The following is a 17,932-nucleotide window of genomic DNA, read 5'->3' as shown; positions in this document are numbered from 1 at the left end:
GGTGCCAGTAAGAGATGAAGGGACTATTTAAAGGATTAAAATATACACTAAGTAATTTGAGCAAGAAGAAGGTAACGTATGATTATCCAAATCAACCGTTGCCGTTGCCAGACCGTTTTCGGGGGATTCAAAAATTCTATCCGGAGAAATGTATTGTTTGTAATCAATGCTCTAACATTTGTCCGACAGACTGTATTCAGTTAACAGGAAAGAAACATCCGGATCCTACGAAAAAAGGAAAAATTATCGACACGTATGATATTAATTTTGAAATTTGTATTCTTTGTGATTTATGTACAGAAGTTTGTCCGACAGAGGCGATTGTCATGACAAATAACTTTGAGCTCGCGGAATATTCACGTGATGACTTATTTAAAAATTTGCAGTGGCTTGACGAAAACGACGAAAACGTCAGGAAGGAGAATAAGGCATGAATGGCGAGTTTGTAGCATTCTTTATACTATCCTTGTCTGCAATTATCGGCGGTGTTCTTATGTTGAACTTAACGAAAGTTATGCACATGATGCTAGCTCTCGTTCTAACATTTCTCAGCATTGCAGGTTTGTATTTTCTTTTATCAGCCGAATTTATAGGCGTTGCACAAATTTTACTTTACTCTGGTGCAATCACAATTATTATGATTTTCGGCATTATGTTAACGAAACATAACGCGGAAAATGAATCGCGTCTTACTCTTCGAAAATGGATTATCTTCTTTGCGGTTGTAGCATTTGGAGCGGTTATGTATTTCGCTGTTAATAATATTGATTTTGCAAATGAGAGCACACAAGGAAGTTTACCTCTCCATGAAAACAACACACTTCAAATCGGTACGCTTCTCTATTCAAAATATATTATCCCATTTGAACTAACTTCAGTTATTTTACTTGTAGCACTCGTTGGCGCGATTATACTTGCGAAAAAGGACGAGAAAGAGGAGGATTCCAATGAGTAGCGTTCCGGCTTCTGCATATTTAACACTTGCGATTATTTTGTTTTGCATCGGCCTATTTGGAGCTTTAACAAAGCGGAATACAGTAATCGTATTAGTTTGTATCGAATTAATGCTAAATGCTGCCAATTTAAACTTAGTGGCGTTTAGTAAATTAGGCTTATTTCCGAATTTAACAGGTCAAATTTTCTCACTGTTTACGATGGCTGTAGCGGCAGCGGAAGCGGCGGTAGGACTCGCTATTTTAATTGCTTTATATCGTAATCGTACGACAGTTCAGGTGGATGAAATGGATACGCTCAAAGGATAGCATTGTGACCGAAAAAGGGGGAAGGAAACAATGATCGATTATGCATGGCTCATACCGCTTTTCCCACTCGTTTCGTTTTTGTTACTTATTATATTCGGGAAGAAAATTAGAGAAGGAAGCAGTGTACTTAGTATTTTTTTCGTCTTTCTCTCCTTTATACTTGCGGTACTTGTGTTAATAGAAAGATTTTCAGAAGCAAGCGTGAAGCATAAGTGGGTGTGGCTTAGAGCTGGAGATGTGGATATATCATTTGGCTTTGAAGTGACTGCATTAGGAGCTTTAATGTTGTTTATCGTTACGCTTGTGAGTCTGCTTGTACATGTGTATTCGAAAGGTTATATGAAAGGTGATGAACGATTACCAACCTTTTACGCATATTTAGGACTCTTTACATTTGCGATGTTAGGGCTTGTTATATCAACGAATTTATTACAGCTTTATATATTTTGGGAATTAGTTGGCCTTGGCTCATTTTTACTTATCGGTTTTTATTTCTTTAAAGAAGAAGCGAAGGCTGCTGCAAAAAAGGCTTTTATTATGACCCGTATTGGGGATGTTGGTTTATTTATCGGGATGATTTTAATTTTTTGGTACGCAGGTAGTTTTGAATATGACGCAATATTTAGAGCGATTTATACAGGGGATCTACCTCCTTACATGATTACAATAACGGCGATATTAATTTTTATCGGGGCGATGGGGAAATCAGGTCAGTTCCCGCTTCACACGTGGTTGCCAGATGCAATGGAGGGGCCAACGCCCGTGTCGGCACTTATTCACGCGGCGACGATGGTTGCAGCGGGCGTATATTTAGTAGCGACGATGTTTCCATTATTTTCGGCAAGTGCGGTAGCGATGCAGACAGTGGCAATTGTCGGAGCTTTCACTGCAATCTTTGCGGCCTCTATCGGCCTTGTACAAACAGATATAAAGAGAGTACTTGCTTATTCTACAGTTAGCCAGCTCGGGTATATGATGCTCGCGTTAGGTTCTGCTGGTTATGTAGCTGGTATATTCCATTTGACGACACATGCTTTTTTTAAAGCACTACTATTTTTGGCAGCAGGAAGTGTAATTCATGCCGTGCATACGCAAAACATTAACAAAATGGGCGGTTTACAGAAGAAGATGAAAGTAACTGGTACGCTATTTTTGATAGGTACACTTGCAATTAGTGGGGTTCCACTCCTTTCTGGGTTCTTTAGTAAAGATGAAATTTTGGCTGCGACTTGGATGAATGGTAATTACTTTTTATTCGTATTAGCAGTACTTGCGGCATTCTTAACGGCATTTTACATGTTTCGTCTATACTTCCTTGTCTTTATTGGGGAAGCGAAGACGAAGGAAGATGTGCATGAGTCGCCCCGCATTATGACGTATCCAATGATTGTTCTCGGCGTTCTCGCAGTAGTGGCAGGATATATAAATACACCATGGTTTGGGACGTTTCTCGGAGATTGGTTGACGAAAGATGTAGGGTTTAAGGTTGAAGAAGCGCATGGACCAGTTTGGATTATGATTGTTGCGACGCTCGTTTCATTTGCGGGAATCGCTCTTGCATATTCCATATATGGCAAGAAATCAATTTCTAGAGAGTGGGCTGGGGGTACGGGAACCTCGCTTTATAATCTTTTGAAAGAAAAATATTATGTGGATGAACTATACAACATGACGGTGATCCCTATTACGAAAGGAATCGCTCGTGTGCTTCGCTTATTTGAAGTGTATGTAGTCGAAGGAATTGCAGTTTTAATTGCAAGTGTAGTTAAAGGCACAAGTAACCTTGGCTCGAAACTTCAAAACGGGAATGTACAAGTGTACGGTACTGTAACGGCGGTTTCGCTCGCTGTACTCGTCATTATTTTGCTCTATACGGGAGGGGATTTACGATGAATGATTTGTTGTTAACGTTCTTCATTTTTTCCCCGCTTTTAGGAATTTTATTGCTTGTATTAACACCGAAAAAGGAATTGCGTACAGTGCGGGCGCTTGGCTTATTTGGGACGGCACTTCCATTTGGAATCGCCATCGTCCTCGCTTGTACATATGCTTCTGGAAAGAGCTTGTCACTATTTGATGAAAAGGTGAAATGGATTAAGTTCGGAGATTTTACAGCGGTGGATAAAAGGTGGTTTTCTATTTATTACGAGCTCGGTATTGATGGTTTGTCGCTTGTCATGATGGTACTGACGGCTCTTCTAGCGATGCTTGCAGCAATTGCAGCCTTTTCTATTAAAAGCAATTTAAAAGCATTTTATATGCTGTTACTCATGCTAGAAATAGGGATGCTCGGCGTCTTTGCTGCTCAAAATTTAATGTTGTTTTTTATCTTCTTTGAAATTACGTTGCCACCCATGTTCTTATTAATTGGGAAGTGGGGAAAATTGTCGAGTGAAAAGGCTGCTTATAGTTATTTAATATATAACGGTATTGGCTCAGCTATTTTGCTCATTGTTTTCTCAATTTTGTTCGCGAAAACAGGTACAACAAATATTGTGGAGCTGAAAGAGATATTAAGAAGCGTAAGCGCAGGGGGAGAACTCGTCATCCCAAGTAGCTTGCAGCTTGGTGTATTTATTGCCATAATGATTGCCTTTGCAATTAAACTACCTGTTTTTCCGTTGCACCGCTGGATGGTCAATGTACACATAGAAGCGCATCCAGCTGTAGTTATGCTTCATGCGGGTGTTTTGTTAAAGATTGGAGCGTACGGTATTATTCGCTTCGGGAAAGGGTTATTCCCGGAATATTTTCACGATGTTGCAACGCTAATTGCGATATTAGGCGTAATTAATTTATTATACGGTGCCTTTTTAGCGCTCATCCAAACGGACTTTAGGAAAGTACTCGCTTACTCTAGTATTTCGCATATGGGAATTGTATTAATGGGACTTGCGTCACTTAATGCACCTGGTACACAAGGAGCGCTATTCCAAGTTGTATCACATGGTTTAATTGCAGCCTTGCTCTTCTTCTTGCTAGGTGTTATAGAACAACGATTTGGAACTTCGGATATTACGGTGCTAGGCGGACTTGCGAAAAGTGTACCGATACTTAGCGGATTCTTTTTAGCAGGAGGAATGGCATCACTTGGATTACCAGGGATGTCTGGGTTTGTTAGTGAATTTCTTGCCTTTCTCGGTTTATTTCAAGGAGAGCCCGTCATTGCTGCAGTCGGTGTGATTGGCATCATTTTAACCGCTGTATACGTATTAAGAGCGACACTTCAAGTGACATTTGGAAAGAAAGAATGGGAAGCAAAATCTGATATACACGGATGGGAGTACGTCCCTGTTTTACTACTTATCTTTTGTATTATTGCAATTGGGGTTATGCCAGAGATACTAGGGGATCCGCTTCAAAATACATTGAAAACATTGGGGGTGAAGTAGGATGGATATGAATACGTTACTTAGCTTATCGTGGCATCTAATGGTGCCAGAATTCATTATTCTCGGGGCCGCCATCCTTCTTTCCATATGTGATTTGTTTTTTAAGCTGAACCATAGATATGTAGCTCTTGGTGCGATCGCTGCCATCGTATTAGCAATTGTTTCATTAATTACGCTATATAGCGAACCAGCTGGAGATATTTTAAATGGATCGTTTGTGTTAGATGGATTTTCAAAAGGGTTTAAAACGTTGTTATTAGGCGCCTCAGCTCTCATTTTATGCATCGCAATGAGCGATGATAAGAAGAATCCGATTGAAGATAAGGGCGAATATTATTACTTATTTTTAATGGCACTCCTTGGCGCGATGTTCATGGCTTCTAGTGTTGACTTTATCACCCTTTTCGTTGGTTTAGAGTTACTTTCACTTTCTTCTTATATTTTAGTCGGAATACGAAAAAAGAACCGTGCATCAAATGAAGCGGCAATGAAATATGTCATTAGCGGAGGAATTGGAACGGCGATCACGCTCTTCGGAATGAGTTATTTATACGGTATTACAGGTTCAACTAACATTGTAGATATGCAAAAGGTACTCACTGGGGAGCTCGCTAGTGGTATTCAGTTATTGCTAGCTCTCGCATTTCTTTTATTGCTAGTCGGTCTCTCATTTAAAATTGCCACAGTGCCGTTTCATATGTGGGCACCTGATGTGTATGAAGGAGCGACTACACCTGTTACCGCTTTTCTTGGAACGATTTCTAAAATTGCTGGGTTCCTACTCATTATTCGTTTGTTCCTTATGGTTTTTGCAAGTGTATTAATACAAGGAGATATGCAATCTTTATATGGGCATATGAGTATATATATTGCGGTGCTAGCAAGTATAACGATGATTGTTGGGAATGTAGTCGCGTTAAAACAATACAACATAAAACGTTTATTTGCTTATTCAGGTATTGCGCATGCTGGGTATTTGCTCGTTCCACTTGTGGCATTATCACCATTTACGCTGGATAGCATGTGGTTTTATATGCTGGCATACATGCTTATGAATATAGGCGCGTTTGCCATTATCCACGGCTTAATCTTACAAAACGATAAGGAAAATATAACGATTTTCACCGGATTATATAAGAAATCACCATTTGCAGCGATCATGATGACAATCTTTATTTTATCGCTGGCCGGGATACCAGGGACGGCTGGCTTCATTGGAAAGATTAACATCTTTTTAGGCGCGCTTCATGTAGAGCCAGCACATTACGTACTAGCTTCGATTATGATGGGTACGACAGTTGTTTCATTCGTATATTATTTCCGTATTTTACAACAAATGTTTTTCCGCACCGGAGAGACAGAAGAGAGGATACGGTTACCGTTAAATATAAAGGTTGTTATGAGTCTTTGTGCAATTTCGATTGTAATACTAGGGATTATGCCGATGATTGGGTACAATTTCTTTTATGAATATTTTCCATTAATGAAAGATTTCTTCTTCTTAGGGAACGTGGTACAATAGTGAAAATAAAAGGTGTGGAGTCAGTACTCTGCGCTTTTTATTTTGTGTTAACTTGTAATGTAGATATACGTTTTTTGAAAGAAAATCACGATGTAAAATGTAAGATGTCTATGTGCATTTGAAAAAGTGTGGCTCCTACTTATTATGGTATCGTTTTTATATTCTTTCATAAGTAGTAGCTGAGTAAAAAGGGGTCGATTTTTTGGCACAACTTTTAGGGCAACAAGCACTGATTGCCATTGTTTCGCATTTATTGTTTATTACCATTACGTGGTGGGCTTTGCAAGGCATTCACATTGAGCGTTTAATGAAGTCCGGAAAAGTGCTGCAGACGCGAGTATTACTCATCTTAATTACAATTGCAATTGGGACATCTGTAAGTAACTTTTTCCTTGATTATTTAGGATATTCGAAGAGTTTAACGTATTTAGTAAAGTAAGTGTATAGAACCTCAAATCTCCGTTAACAATGGGGATAGGAGGGGATGAAATTGAAGCTTAAAGCCATTCTTATTGTTGCACTTAGTGTTGTTTTATTTTTGGTTGGATATAGAGAGATGAAACCGATAAGCGATGAACAGAAAATGGAGAGCATGATTAAGGCTTTAGAGAAAAATGATGCTAAAGTAGAAAAATGGTCATGGTTAGCTAGAGAAACAAAAACAATTTCTAATATACATACGTTTCAAAAGTTATTAAACGATGTGAAGGACAAGGCAAATATTCAAAAGTGGGAAGTAGAGCAATCTCCAGATGGATATAAAGCTACATCCTATAAAAAGTTTGCTTCTCATGAAGAACGAGTAGTAGTAACTTGGAGTAAAGAAAATACTAAAGAAAACACTTTCATTATCTTTGAAGTAAGTGGGGCGAAATGGGACCCGAAGTATGTTCAAAAAGTGAATAAAATTTTTAGTGAAAAACCTATAATTTACACTTGTGTTCAAGGTGTACTGAATGATAAGATTGAAGGTGTTTTGCAAAATAAAACCAATCAGGTTTTGAAAGATCTTTCAGCAAGAGCGATCGAACAAGTAGAAGAAAGAGCATTTGTGTCAGTCTCCGCATACAATAAAAAGTGGGATGACGCTCTTTCAACAAATAGAGAGAAAATAAATGTGCAAATAGCAATACGTTCTACAGACAACAAAGATACAATTGTGGTTGGCACACCGATCATAACTTCTGAGTATTGAGTGAATAGATACTGAAAAAAGGACACGGAGGGGAATAATTTGGAAAAGATCATCGTCCGTGGCGGAAAGCGGTTAAACGGCACAGTGCGTGTTGAGGGCGCAAAAAATGCTGTATTACCTATAATCGCTGCAGCCCTATTAGCGAGTGATGGAAAGAATGTACTATCTGAAGTACCAGTTTTGTCTGATGTATACACAATTAATGAGGTATTACGTCATTTAAATGCTGAAGTCGTATTTGAAAATAATCAAGTAACAATCGATTCTTCTAAAGAACTAAACATTGAAGCACCATTTGAATATGTACGTAAAATGCGTGCATCTGTTCAAGTAATGGGACCATTATTAGCACGTAATGGTCGTGCTCGTATTGCACTTCCTGGTGGATGTGCAATCGGTTCACGTCCAATTGACCAACATTTAAAAGGCTTCGAAGCAATGGGAGCAAAAGTACAGGTTGGTAACGGTTTTGTTGAGGCATATGTTGAGGGAGAACTAAAAGGAGCTAAAATCTACTTAGACTTCCCAAGCGTAGGCGCGACAGAAAACATTATGTCTGCAGCTACATTAGCAAAAGGGACAACAATTCTTGAAAACGCAGCGAAAGAACCAGAAATCGTTGACTTAGCTAACTTCTTAAATGCAATGGGAGCGAAAGTACGCGGAGCTGGAACTGGAACGATTCGTATCGAAGGCGTTGATAAATTATATGGTGCAAACCACTCTATTATTCCTGACCGTATTGAAGCGGGAACATTCATGGTTGCAGCAGCAATTACTGGTGGAGACATCTTAATTGAAAATGCTGTACCTGAACATTTACGCTCAATTACAGCGAAAATGGAAGAAATGGGTGTTAAAATTATTGAGGAAAACGAAGGTGTACGTGTTATCGGCCCAGATAAGTTAAAAGCGGTTGATATTAAAACTATGCCTCACCCAGGTTTCCCAACAGACATGCAATCACAAATGATGGCATTATTACTACAAGCTGATGGAACAAGCATGATTACAGAAACGGTATTCGAAAACCGCTTTATGCACGTTGAAGAATTCCGTCGTATGAATGCTGATATTAAAATTGAAGGTCGTTCTGTTATTATGAACGGTCCAAACAGCTTACAAGGTGCTGAAGTAGGCGCAACTGATTTACGTGCTGCAGCTGCATTAATCTTAGCTGGTTTAGTATCAGAAGGTTATACTCGTGTAACTGAGTTAAAACATCTTGACCGTGGTTATGTAGATTTCCATAAGAAATTAGCTGCATTAGGTGCAACTATTGAACGTGTAAACGAAAAAGTAGAAGAAGTGAAAGAACAAGAAGTTTCTGATCTTCACGCTTAATTGAAATAGTCTCTATGTCTTTTGACATAGGGGCTATTTTTTTTTGGGTTATTACTGTTATAGTCAATAAATTCTATACTTATGCACGTACCAGTAAAAATATTTAGAAAATTTCCGTTTTATGCTCTTCCTCCTTAAGTATGTTCTAAAAGAAAGAGTTGTTCCATAAGAATGAATGGAGTAAAGCTTTTATATTGGGGGAAAATAGGATGAAATTTTCAAAGCCGCTTTTTATTACAGTAGCGCTCTTAATAGCGCTCGTTATCATTGTACCTGCAGCCCTTGTTATCCCATTTGCGAAAGCAAAAGTAGGGGAAGAAACGGCCTCTAAAACTCCTCCAGCGATAGAAAGTATACCAGCTCCAGGAAAAGTAGATACAGCGGTTCAAGTTGCTGTATATCGTGAGAAACAGAAGAAGGTAGAATCATTGCCTATGGAGGAGTATGTGACCGGTGTAGTAGCTTCTGAGATGAATGCCAGTTTTGAAATAGAGGCACTAAAGGCACAGGCATTAGCAGCGAGAACATTTGTAGTACAACGTATGCTAAGCGGAGGAAAGAAAAATAATGCGGACGTGACAGATACGGTGAAAGATCAAGTGTACAAAAGTAAAGAAGAATTGAAGAAGCAATGGGGCAATAACTACGAAAATAATTTGAAGAAAATCGAAGAAGCCGTTTCGAAAACCGCAGGACAAGTTTTAACATATGATGGAAAACCAATTTCAGCATCCTTTTTTTCAACGAGTAATGGTCGAACAGAAAATGCAGCTGACTATTGGGGAAATGATTATCCGTACTTAAAGAGTGTAGATAGTCCGTGGGATCAAGCCTCTCCAAAGTTTACGAACGAGCAAACATTTACAGTAGCTGATTTTCAAAAGCGCCTCGGTGTGAAAGTGCTAGCAGACGGGAAGGTTGGAAATATTAAAGACCTTACGGAAGGAAAGCGCGTAAAGGATGTAGCTTTTCAAGGAAAAACATTAACAGGAAAAGAAGTTCGTGAAAAGTTAGATTTACGTTCTTCTGATTTCACGTGGAAACAACAAGGGGATAAAATCATCATTACAACGAAAGGCTTCGGCCACGGAGTTGGTATGAGTCAATACGGGGCGAACGGTATGGCAGCAGAAGGAAAGAAATATACAGATATCGTCGCCCATTACTATAAAGGCGTTGAAATAAAGACGATGAATGATTATGAAGGAAAATTGATGGTGAAGAAATAGGTGTCAGAACTCTGGCATCTATTTTTTCTGTTTAAAATATCATAATTTTCCATTAACTGTTTGATATAATAGGATAAAAAGTATTTGGGGGAGACGAAATGGCGCTACTGGAGTTAAAGCAGTTAGGGAAGACCAACCAGTTACCGGAAATTGAGCTAAAGGTTGAAAAAGGACAATGTATTGTTTTGCAATGCAATAATCATACAGCTAAAGTGTTACACCGCATCATTATTGGTGAAGAAGAAGCTTCGACTGGCAATGTACTGTTTGAAGGAGAAGCAATTGGAAAGAAAAATTATTCCCGCATCGGTTTTTGTTTTTTGAAAGATGAGGCATATAATCGTTTGAAGGTGAAAGAATACTTTAATTTTTTAATAGGGCTTTATGAATCAAAGATAAGTATAGAAGAAGTTGTGCAGTCTGTTGGTCTCCTAGATAAACTAAACGTTAAAATAGAAAAACTATCATTTTCAGAGAAGCGTCGTCTTCATATTGGACGAATTATGATTCATAATCCGGATTTAGTTATTTTGGAAGAGCCAGAGCAAAATGTAGATATAGAGAGTACGATCATTATTCGAAAAGCAATTATGAAAATGAAAGAACAAGGAAAGGCGATTTTTATTACGTCATCTTTCCTATCGGATGCCCTTTCGTTAACGGAAGATGTATACATATTAAACAACGATGGTGTGAAAAAGATAGAAATTGAGCAAGAGGAAGTGGAAGAAGTCGGTGAAGAAAAAGTCATTCAAATGATTCCGCAAATGAAGTTAGAAAGAATACCAGCGAAAGTGAACGATAAAATCATTTTACTTGATCCGATGGAAATCCATTTCATTGAAACGCAAAACGGAGTAACACATATTCACGTTCGTGAAGGGGATTTCGTATGCGCTTTAACATTAGGTGAACTAGAAGCAAGGTTAACAGGTTTTGGTTTCTTTAGATGTCATCGCTCGTACCTTGTAAATTTGCAAAGAGTACGAGAAGTGATTACTTGGACTCGTAACAGTTTCAGTTTAATTTTGGATGACGAAAGAAAAAGTTCAATTCCGCTTTCCAAAGGACGCATGGATGAATTAAAAGGCGTGATTGGACTATAAAAAGTGCTCCAATAAGCTCAACATGGGATTCATTCACCGGTAAAAATACTCCTTTTACTGGTATTTTACTGCGTAATCCCTTTGTTTTTCATATGATTGAGTCAAGACAAGCGAAACAAATAAACGAAAAGCGCTAAAGCGACTTTCATCTATAAAGAAGAAAAACAAAGGGGATGAAGAAATGACATTGGCAATTGAAATGAAAGATGTAATGAAAAGTTTCGACGGAAAAACGGCACTTCAAAATGTAAATATTGAGGTGAAGCAAGGAGAGATTTTCGGATTCCTTGGACCGAGTGGATCTGGTAAGACGACAACAGTAAAGATTTTAACTTCTCAATTGCTTCATAGTGTTGGAACGGTAAGAGTATTAGGGAAAGATATTACAGGACCAAGTAGCATCGATTACAAACGAATTGGTATTTTAACAGATAACAGCGGCTTATATGAAAGACTTAGCATTTATGATAACTTACTATTATTTTGTGACTTATACGATTGTAAAAAAGAACGAATCGATGAAGTACTAGCACAAGTAAATTTATTAGATGATAAAAAAACACCAGTAAAGAAACTATCAAAGGGAATGAAGCAACGCGTCATACTAGCAAGAGCAATCCTTCATAAACCAGATATCCTCTTCTTAGACGAACCAACATCTGCACTCGATCCAGTAAACGTCCAAAACATTCATAAAATCTTAAAAGACTTAAATGAAGAAGGAACGACGATTTTCTTAACGACTCACAACATGGATGAAGCAGAAACGCTTTGTAACCGCATTGCCTTCCTTTGTGGCGGAGAAATTGTAGCGCTTGATACGCCAGAGAACCTACGCTTACAATACGCTAAGGACCAAATAGAGGTCGTATTAAAAGATAAACAAAAAGAAGTAGTGCAAAAAGATGAATTAGGCGCAAAACGTATTTCAGAATGGATGAAAAAGGGCGAACTGTTATCTATTCATTCATACGAACCAACGCTAGGCGATATCTTTATTGAAGTTACTGGGAGGGGATTATAATGACATTTTCAATGAAACGGTTTTCGGCTATTGTAAGAAAAGAAATAAATGATGCAGGTAAAAACTCACAAGTTATATTAATGGCGCTATTACCTATTCTACTTGCTGTATTCTATAGTAATATGGATTCTATAAAAGAGTTCTTTGCAGGTTTTGTTATTGTAATGACGATTACCATGGTGGGAAGTTATGTGCAAGCAATTATTATTGCAGAGGAGAAGGAAAAACACACGTTACGAGTATTGATGTTGTCTCCAGCAAGTCCAATAGAAGTTATTTTAGGTAAAAGTGTATTAACTGTATTTTTTGTACTAGCATCTAGTTTTATTAGTTTAGTGATTTTAGATACTTTTAAAGGAAATATTGGTATGCTAGTTATTATTATTTTAATAGGAACATTGTTATGTGTCGTTTTAGGTACTATAGTTGGCTTACTATCCCAAAATATAGCACAAACATCTATATTGGGGCTTCCGATTTTTATAATATTCATAATGGGGCCGATGCTACAAGAAATGGTTAAGAATGAATTTATTATAAAAGTAGTTAATCTTCTTCCGACAAATCATGTTATGGAGGCATTGCAAAAAGTTATAAAGGGAGAAGGGTTTATTGCGATTCAAGAACATATTTTAAACAATACAATTTGGACTATATGTCTTATCATTCTTTGTATTATTGTGTACAAAAAGAAACAATTAGACTAAAAACTGAGCCGAAACGCTCAGTTTTTTCTTTTTTTCTATCATTTCCTCGGAAATTTTACATTCCTTATACATATTTTTACAGATTTTGTCGAAAAGTAATTAGTTATACGTTGTATAGGATACGTGAATATTGTTCAAAATGATTGCTGAGGTGATGATGGAATGCGAGGAAGAAATAATAAAAAGTCGCAAAAGGTAGTACATTTATTTCAGAAAAGATGGGTGTTTCCGGCACTATACATTGCTTGTGCAGCGGTAATCTTAATGGTTGCGCTATGGTTCCAAGGAGCTAATCCGAAGAAGACTCCAAACCACGATCAAGCAACACCGTATACACAATCGGAAGATCCAGCAGTACCAGTAACGAAATCTTCAGAAGTAGTGAAAATGCCAGCTGCCGCGAATGCGGAAGTAGTCGTACAGAAGAAATTCTATGAAGATGCAGCAACTGAGGCGGAACAAGAAAAAGCACTTGTCTTTTATAACAACACATATTCCCCGAACAAAGGAATTGACATTGCTGCGAAGAATGGGAAAGAGTTCAATGTTGCTGCTGCTTTAAGTGGTACAGTAACGAAAGCTGAAAAAGATTCACTTCTTGGTTATGTTGTAACAGTTGATAGTGGAAATGGTGTAGCGGTATCTTATCAAAGCTTAGGCAGTGTGAAAGTAGAAAAAGGTGCAAGAGTTGCACAAGGTGAAGTATTAGGAACATCCGGTCTAAGTGCAATGAATAAAGAGGCAGGCTCTCACGTTCACTTTGAAGTACGTAAAGACAATGTGGCTGTGAATCCTGAACGTTACTTAAATAAATCAGTAACAGAAATTAAAGCTGATGCAGGTGCTGCAAAAGCTACGAATGCTTCTGGTAAAAAAGCTGACGACAAATCTCAAAAAGAAGAGAAGTCAACGAGCGCGAAACCAGAAAATAAAACAGAAGACAAGTCTCAAAAAGAAGAGAAATCAACAAGCGGTTCAACTAGTGACAAAAAAGAAGAACCGAAGAAAGAAGAAAAATCAACAAATGGTTCTACACAATCATCTAACGATTCTTCTTCACAAGAATAAGAAAGTGAAAAAATCAGTTCTCATTAGGAGAGCTGATTTTTTTATTTCTATATAAAAATAATCAATTTCGAGAAAAAAGTTGCAAAAACAAGGGAAAATGACGAGATTCTCGAATATATATTACAAAAGGGAGGGGATACTGTGTCATTTTTATTTGTTCTGTCGACTGCTATTATTTTATTGTTTGTTTTATTCACTTTATATTATTATATTGCCGGTAAGAAAGAGGTTCCCCACCATCAGTTGTTAGAAGAAGAATTGGAACGAGAAGAATGACGCCTTTTATACAAGGTGTCATTTTTTTTGGCCATAATAGTCAGTTTTAACGTATTTCTCACAAAAAAACGTAATTTTTCTTAACTTAGTCCGCAAAAATAGTGAACATGTAGCATATATCAGTAGTGCGGGCAATACAATGGTATAAACCAAAGCAAAGAGAGTGTTTGAGGTGAGAAATCGTGAATCATTTCATTATAAATCCAAGAATGTTTAACGCTTACAAACAGCACTCACACTTACTTCTTAGTCGTATGCAGCGAGGCTCATTTCACCCTTCTCACATCCAAATTAGGGAGGCGAGTGGTGTGCACGATTACATCAAAGAGAGAACTATCAAGATTGGTAAGTATATCGTGGAGACAAGAAAGACAGTGCGTGTCATTGCAAAGGAATTTGGGGTATCAAAGAGTACAGTTCATAAAGATTTAACAGAACGTCTACCAGAGATTAATCCAGAGCTCGCAAATGAAGTAAAAGAAATTCTTGATTATCATAAGTCTATTCGTCATTTAAGAGGTGGAGAAGCAACAAAACAAAAGTATAGAAAAGAAGATGTAGAGAAGCCTGTACGTCAATAATGTTACAGTAGCAAACATTCCGTTCACATTCGGTAATATTTTTCAGAAGAATTCTTTTTGCGAATATTACGTTTCTGTTAAATTTATGATAAAATCAGAAATTAGGTGAAAAGAATTCGGGTGTAACCTGATTTTGAATATCGAGGAGGAAAAAACGGGAATGTTTGCGCGAGATATCGGAATTGACCTAGGTACGGCTAATGTATTAATTCATGTTAAAGGTAAGGGTATTGTATTAAACGAGCCATCTGTTGTGGCAATTGATCGTAATAGTGGTAAAGTATTAGCAGTCGGTGAAGAAGCGAGAAGTATGGTGGGACGTACGCCTGGTAATATTGTAGCAATTCGTCCGCTTAAAGATGGTGTAATAGCAGATTTCGAAATTACAGAAGCAATGTTAAAGTATTTCATTAACAAATTGGACGTAAAGAGCTTCTTTTCAAAACCTCGTATTTTAATTTGTTGTCCAACAAATATTACATCGGTAGAACAAAAAGCAATTCGTGAAGCTGCTGAACGTTCAGGTGGTAAAACAGTATTTTTAGAAGAAGAACCAAAAGTAGCCGCAGTTGGTGCTGGTATGGAAATCTTCCAACCAAGCGGTAACATGGTTGTTGATATTGGTGGAGGTACAACAGATATCGCTGTACTATCTATGGGTGATATTGTTACCTCTTCCTCTATCAAAATGGCTGGCGATAAGTTTGATATGGAGATCTTAAACTATATTAAACGTAAGTATAAGCTATTAATCGGGGAACGTACTTCAGAAGATATTAAAATTAAGGTTGGTACAGTATTCCCAGGTGCACGTAGTGAAGAACTTGAAATTCGCGGACGTGACATGGTAACAGGCTTACCACGTACAATTACAGTATGCTCTGAAGAAATTACAGAAGCATTAAAAGAAAATGCAGCTGTTATTGTACAAGCTGCAAAAGGCGTATTAGAGCGCACACCACCAGAATTATCTGCAGATATCACCGACCGCGGTGTTATTCTAACAGGCGGTGGAGCTTTACTACACGGTATTGACATGCTTCTAGCAGAAGAACTAAAAGTACCGGTATTAATTGCTGAAAACCCAATGCACTGCGTTGCGGTTGGTACAGGTATTATGTTAGAGAATATCGACAGATTACCAAAGCGTGCTTTGAGATAATTTGAAAGAACTAAGGCTGACGCCTTAGTTCTTTTTTTCGTTTTTATATTTTTTTATTTTGATTTTTTGCGAAAATGGAAGGAAAATAGAGAAATATGAAGGAAACAGGTAAAATATTCATATATATGGTTAAATTTAATATTTCCTTATTTGAAAACGTTTATAATATAATGAGTCGAATACGACATTAAGGCAAATAATGTTTCAATACATATTGCCTTTCCCTAATTTGGGCATACACTCTTTTCTACCTCCGTGTCAGTTGCAAAAATGTGCAACTATTTTAATGGAATAGAGTGTGTGCATTTTTTTTTAGGAAGTTGTGCTAAATATAAAATGTTACTTTGTAATGACAAATAATAAACAAAATGGGATAATAGCAATATGTCCAAGTGGTAAGACCAATATTACAAAAGGGGCGATTGTTACATGCTAAATATAGAACAAATTAAAGAAATCATTCCTCACCGCTATCCATTTTTACTTGTTGATAAAATATTAGAAGTAGATGAAGGAAAAAGAGCGGTTGGGATTAAAAATGTATCCGCAAACGAAGAATTCTTTAACGGACACTTCCCTGACTATGCAGTTATGCCTGGTGTACTTATTGTAGAAGCATTAGCGCAAGTTGGAGCAGTTGCAGTATTAAAGAAAGAAGAAAACCGCGGAAGACTTGCTTTCTTTGCAGGTATCGACAATTGCCGTTTCAAAAAACAAGTACGACCAGGTGATCAGCTTCGTCTAGAAGTAGAAATGACACGCGTACGCGGCCCGATTGGAAAAGGAAAAGCAATCGCAACAGTAGATGGTGAAGTTGCATGTGAGGCAGAAATTACATTTGCGATTGGTGATAAAAAAGAATAGAAATTAAAAAATCTCCTTGTGAAAAGACAAGGAGATTTTTTAATTTCTGCTATATAACGATGAAACGATAATTTACAAACTAATCAGAAAATAACTTGTAAATAGATGGAAATTACCATATACTTACTTTATTGTTTATCTAGAAAACAGGATAAGTGATAAAGGTAATAAAGAAATAAGGGCATTGTCATATTGTTAAGGTACTTAAATAAGACAAAGTAGAATGTTATTGATTATGATGAAATGTGGGGAACTCAGCAAGAATATTAATTAGACGTATGAAATCGAGCATAAAAGAGAGAAAAGGGAAATGTCGCATTTCACAAAAGGAGATTATGAATATGTTCGGGAGAAAGAAAAGAAAACCATTACGACAATTAATTACACATAAAGAGCCTAAATCGCGTATTACAGAACAATACCGTAACATTCGTACAAACATTGAGTTTACATCTGTAGATAATCATGTTCGTTCTATCATTGTTACTTCAGCGGATCCAGGTGATGGGAAAACAACAACAATCGCAAACTTAGCAGTCGTTTTCGGACAACAAGGAAAGAAAGTTTTATTAATTGGAGCTGACTTGCGTAAGCCGACGATACAAAACTTATTTGCCATTCATAGTTCAAATGGGTTAACGAACTTATTATCAGGACAAGCGAAACTTATGCAATGCATTCAAAAAACAGATATAGAGAACGTATACTTAATGGCAGCAGGTCCAATCCCGCCAAACCCAGCAGAATTATTAGGGAGCCGGGCAATGGACGAGGCGTTGCTAGAAGCATATAACATGTTTGATATTATATTAATTGACACACCACCTGTCCTTGCGGTTACGGATGCACAAATACTTGCGAATAAATGTGATGGAATCGTACTCGTTGTACGCAGTGAAAAGACAGAAAAAGATAAAATCGTAAAAGCGAAACAAATATTAGATAAAGCATCAGGCAAACTACTAGGTGTTGTTTTAAACGATAAAAGAGAAGATAAAGAACAGTATGGTTATTACTAAAATATGAAAAAGCCAACAAAAATTTTGTTGGCTTTTTTGTTTTCTGAAAATTATTTATCAAGTTATACAGTGTAAAAAGCATGATATGATAAAATTTTTGGGAAATCATTGGAATGTGTTGTCATATTTAAGATTATTTTGTAAGATTAAACTTGTTTCGTGTGAACAAATATAGAACTGA

Annotated in this window: 19 protein-coding genes; all 19 read left to right on the top strand. The window is 37.3% G+C overall.

Going from position 1 to position 17,932, the window contains the following annotated elements; genetic code table 11:
* Positions 1 to 14: 14 nt before the first annotated feature.
* The 19 genes from nuoI to NZ044_RS25985 all read left to right on the top strand — a co-directional run bounded on the left by nuoI (position 15) and on the right by NZ044_RS25985 (position 17,751).
* Positions 15 to 434 carry an NADH-quinone oxidoreductase subunit NuoI gene (gene nuoI / locus NZ044_RS26075; RefSeq protein WP_000677191.1) on the top strand — a complete coding sequence of 140 codons (420 nt, stop codon included), beginning with the start codon at positions 15 to 17 and terminating at the stop codon, positions 432 to 434.
* Positions 431 to 955: an NADH-quinone oxidoreductase subunit J gene (locus NZ044_RS26070; protein WP_001012810.1), complete on the top strand. Its 525-nt coding sequence runs from the start codon at positions 431 to 433 to the stop codon at positions 953 to 955. The genes nuoI and NZ044_RS26070 overlap by 4 nt, the downstream gene beginning before the upstream one ends.
* On the top strand, positions 948 to 1,262 hold the full coding sequence (gene nuoK / locus NZ044_RS26065) for an NADH-quinone oxidoreductase subunit NuoK (RefSeq protein WP_000100079.1): 315 nt from the start codon (positions 948 to 950) through the stop codon (positions 1,260 to 1,262). The genes NZ044_RS26070 and nuoK overlap by 8 nt, the downstream gene beginning before the upstream one ends.
* A gap of 30 nt (positions 1,263 to 1,292) precedes the next feature.
* Positions 1,293 to 3,155 carry an NADH-quinone oxidoreductase subunit L gene (nuoL, locus tag NZ044_RS26060; RefSeq protein WP_044783402.1) on the top strand — a complete coding sequence of 621 codons (1,863 nt, stop codon included), beginning with the start codon at positions 1,293 to 1,295 and terminating at the stop codon, positions 3,153 to 3,155.
* On the top strand, positions 3,152 to 4,654 hold the full coding sequence (locus NZ044_RS26055; RefSeq protein ID WP_000998944.1) for an NADH-quinone oxidoreductase subunit M: 1,503 nt from the start codon (positions 3,152 to 3,154) through the stop codon (positions 4,652 to 4,654). Before nuoL ends, NZ044_RS26055 begins: the two co-directional genes overlap by 4 nt.
* A 7-nt stretch (positions 4,655 to 4,661) precedes the next feature.
* A complete protein-coding gene (gene nuoN, locus NZ044_RS26050) occupies positions 4,662 to 6,176 on the top strand; it encodes an NADH-quinone oxidoreductase subunit NuoN (protein ID WP_002083561.1) in 1,515 nt (504 codons plus the stop codon).
* 202 nt (positions 6,177 to 6,378) lie between these two features.
* Positions 6,379 to 6,615, top strand: coding sequence for a DUF1146 family protein (locus tag NZ044_RS26045; RefSeq protein ID WP_000057889.1), 237 nt, complete (start codon positions 6,379 to 6,381; stop codon positions 6,613 to 6,615).
* A 51-nt stretch (positions 6,616 to 6,666) separates the two neighbouring features.
* Positions 6,667 to 7,371: a YwmB family TATA-box binding protein gene (locus tag NZ044_RS26040; RefSeq protein ID WP_000767913.1), complete on the top strand. Its 705-nt coding sequence runs from the start codon at positions 6,667 to 6,669 to the stop codon at positions 7,369 to 7,371.
* Between the two features lie 39 nt (positions 7,372 to 7,410).
* Complete coding sequence (gene murA / locus NZ044_RS26035) at positions 7,411 to 8,715, top strand: UDP-N-acetylglucosamine 1-carboxyvinyltransferase (protein ID WP_000411275.1); 1,305 nt, start codon at positions 7,411 to 7,413, stop codon at positions 8,713 to 8,715.
* A 209-nt stretch (positions 8,716 to 8,924) separates the two neighbouring features.
* Positions 8,925 to 9,944 carry a stage II sporulation protein D gene (spoIID, locus tag NZ044_RS26030; RefSeq protein ID WP_063676189.1) on the top strand — a complete coding sequence of 340 codons (1,020 nt, stop codon included), beginning with the start codon at positions 8,925 to 8,927 and terminating at the stop codon, positions 9,942 to 9,944.
* Positions 9,945 to 10,042: 98 nt separating this feature from the next.
* Positions 10,043 to 11,050, top strand: a complete 1,008-nt coding sequence (locus NZ044_RS26025) for a LytTR family transcriptional regulator DNA-binding domain-containing protein (protein ID WP_001185961.1) — start codon at positions 10,043 to 10,045, stop codon at positions 11,048 to 11,050.
* 181 nt (positions 11,051 to 11,231) lie between these two features.
* Positions 11,232 to 12,074, top strand: coding sequence for an ABC transporter ATP-binding protein (locus tag NZ044_RS26020; RefSeq protein ID WP_000170825.1), 843 nt, complete (start codon positions 11,232 to 11,234; stop codon positions 12,072 to 12,074).
* Entirely contained in the window at positions 12,074 to 12,781 is a 708-nt protein-coding gene (locus tag NZ044_RS26015) for an ABC transporter permease (RefSeq protein WP_000144420.1), read from the top strand. Before NZ044_RS26020 ends, NZ044_RS26015 begins: the two co-directional genes overlap by 1 nt.
* 162 nt (positions 12,782 to 12,943) lie before the next feature.
* Entirely contained in the window at positions 12,944 to 13,849 is a 906-nt protein-coding gene (locus tag NZ044_RS26010; protein WP_097891785.1) for a M23 family metallopeptidase, read from the top strand.
* A gap of 141 nt (positions 13,850 to 13,990) precedes the next feature.
* A complete protein-coding gene (locus NZ044_RS26005; RefSeq protein WP_000008903.1) occupies positions 13,991 to 14,125 on the top strand; it encodes a hypothetical protein in 135 nt (44 codons plus the stop codon).
* Between the two features lie 308 nt (positions 14,126 to 14,433).
* Entirely contained in the window at positions 14,434 to 14,706 is a 273-nt protein-coding gene (gene spoIIID, locus NZ044_RS26000) for a sporulation transcriptional regulator SpoIIID (protein WP_000544012.1), read from the top strand.
* Between the two features lie 160 nt (positions 14,707 to 14,866).
* Entirely contained in the window at positions 14,867 to 15,868 is a 1,002-nt protein-coding gene (locus tag NZ044_RS25995; protein ID WP_340950039.1) for a rod shape-determining protein, read from the top strand.
* A 429-nt stretch (positions 15,869 to 16,297) separates the two neighbouring features.
* Entirely contained in the window at positions 16,298 to 16,732 is a 435-nt protein-coding gene (gene fabZ / locus NZ044_RS25990; RefSeq protein ID WP_000931959.1) for a 3-hydroxyacyl-ACP dehydratase FabZ, read from the top strand.
* 341 nt (positions 16,733 to 17,073) lie between these two features.
* Positions 17,074 to 17,751: a CpsD/CapB family tyrosine-protein kinase gene (locus tag NZ044_RS25985; protein WP_118961592.1), complete on the top strand. Its 678-nt coding sequence runs from the start codon at positions 17,074 to 17,076 to the stop codon at positions 17,749 to 17,751.
* Positions 17,752 to 17,932: the final 181 nt, after the last annotated feature.

Source organism: Bacillus sp. FSL K6-1338, assembly GCF_038006965.1.
Taxonomy (GTDB): Bacteria; Bacillota; Bacilli; order Bacillales; family Bacillaceae_G; genus Bacillus_A; species Bacillus_A thuringiensis_S.
This window is presented reverse-complemented; position numbering and strand designations above follow the sequence as displayed.

Excerpts from the sequence above, each read along its gene's own strand:
- nuoI (WP_000677191.1), top strand. The coding sequence starts at position 15 with ATGAAGGGACTATTTAAAGGATTAAAATATACACTAAGTAATTTGAGC.
- NZ044_RS26070 (WP_001012810.1), top strand. The coding sequence starts at position 431 with ATGAATGGCGAGTTTGTAGCATTCTTTATACTATCCTTGTCTGCAATT.
- nuoK (WP_000100079.1), top strand. The coding sequence starts at position 948 with ATGAGTAGCGTTCCGGCTTCTGCATATTTAACACTTGCGATTATTTTG.
- nuoL (WP_044783402.1), top strand. The coding sequence starts at position 1,293 with ATGATCGATTATGCATGGCTCATACCGCTTTTCCCACTCGTTTCGTTT.
- NZ044_RS26055 (WP_000998944.1), top strand. The coding sequence starts at position 3,152 with ATGAATGATTTGTTGTTAACGTTCTTCATTTTTTCCCCGCTTTTAGGA.
- nuoN (WP_002083561.1), top strand. The coding sequence starts at position 4,662 with ATGAATACGTTACTTAGCTTATCGTGGCATCTAATGGTGCCAGAATTC.
- spoIID (WP_063676189.1), top strand. The coding sequence starts at position 8,925 with ATGAAATTTTCAAAGCCGCTTTTTATTACAGTAGCGCTCTTAATAGCG.
- NZ044_RS26025 (WP_001185961.1), top strand. The coding sequence starts at position 10,043 with ATGGCGCTACTGGAGTTAAAGCAGTTAGGGAAGACCAACCAGTTACCG.
- NZ044_RS26020 (WP_000170825.1), top strand. The coding sequence starts at position 11,232 with ATGACATTGGCAATTGAAATGAAAGATGTAATGAAAAGTTTCGACGGA.
- NZ044_RS26015 (WP_000144420.1), top strand. The coding sequence starts at position 12,074 with ATGACATTTTCAATGAAACGGTTTTCGGCTATTGTAAGAAAAGAAATA.
- NZ044_RS26010 (WP_097891785.1), top strand. The coding sequence starts at position 12,944 with ATGCGAGGAAGAAATAATAAAAAGTCGCAAAAGGTAGTACATTTATTT.
- NZ044_RS25995 (WP_340950039.1), top strand. The coding sequence starts at position 14,867 with ATGTTTGCGCGAGATATCGGAATTGACCTAGGTACGGCTAATGTATTA.
- fabZ (WP_000931959.1), top strand. The coding sequence starts at position 16,298 with ATGCTAAATATAGAACAAATTAAAGAAATCATTCCTCACCGCTATCCA.
- NZ044_RS25985 (WP_118961592.1), top strand. The coding sequence starts at position 17,074 with ATGTTCGGGAGAAAGAAAAGAAAACCATTACGACAATTAATTACACAT.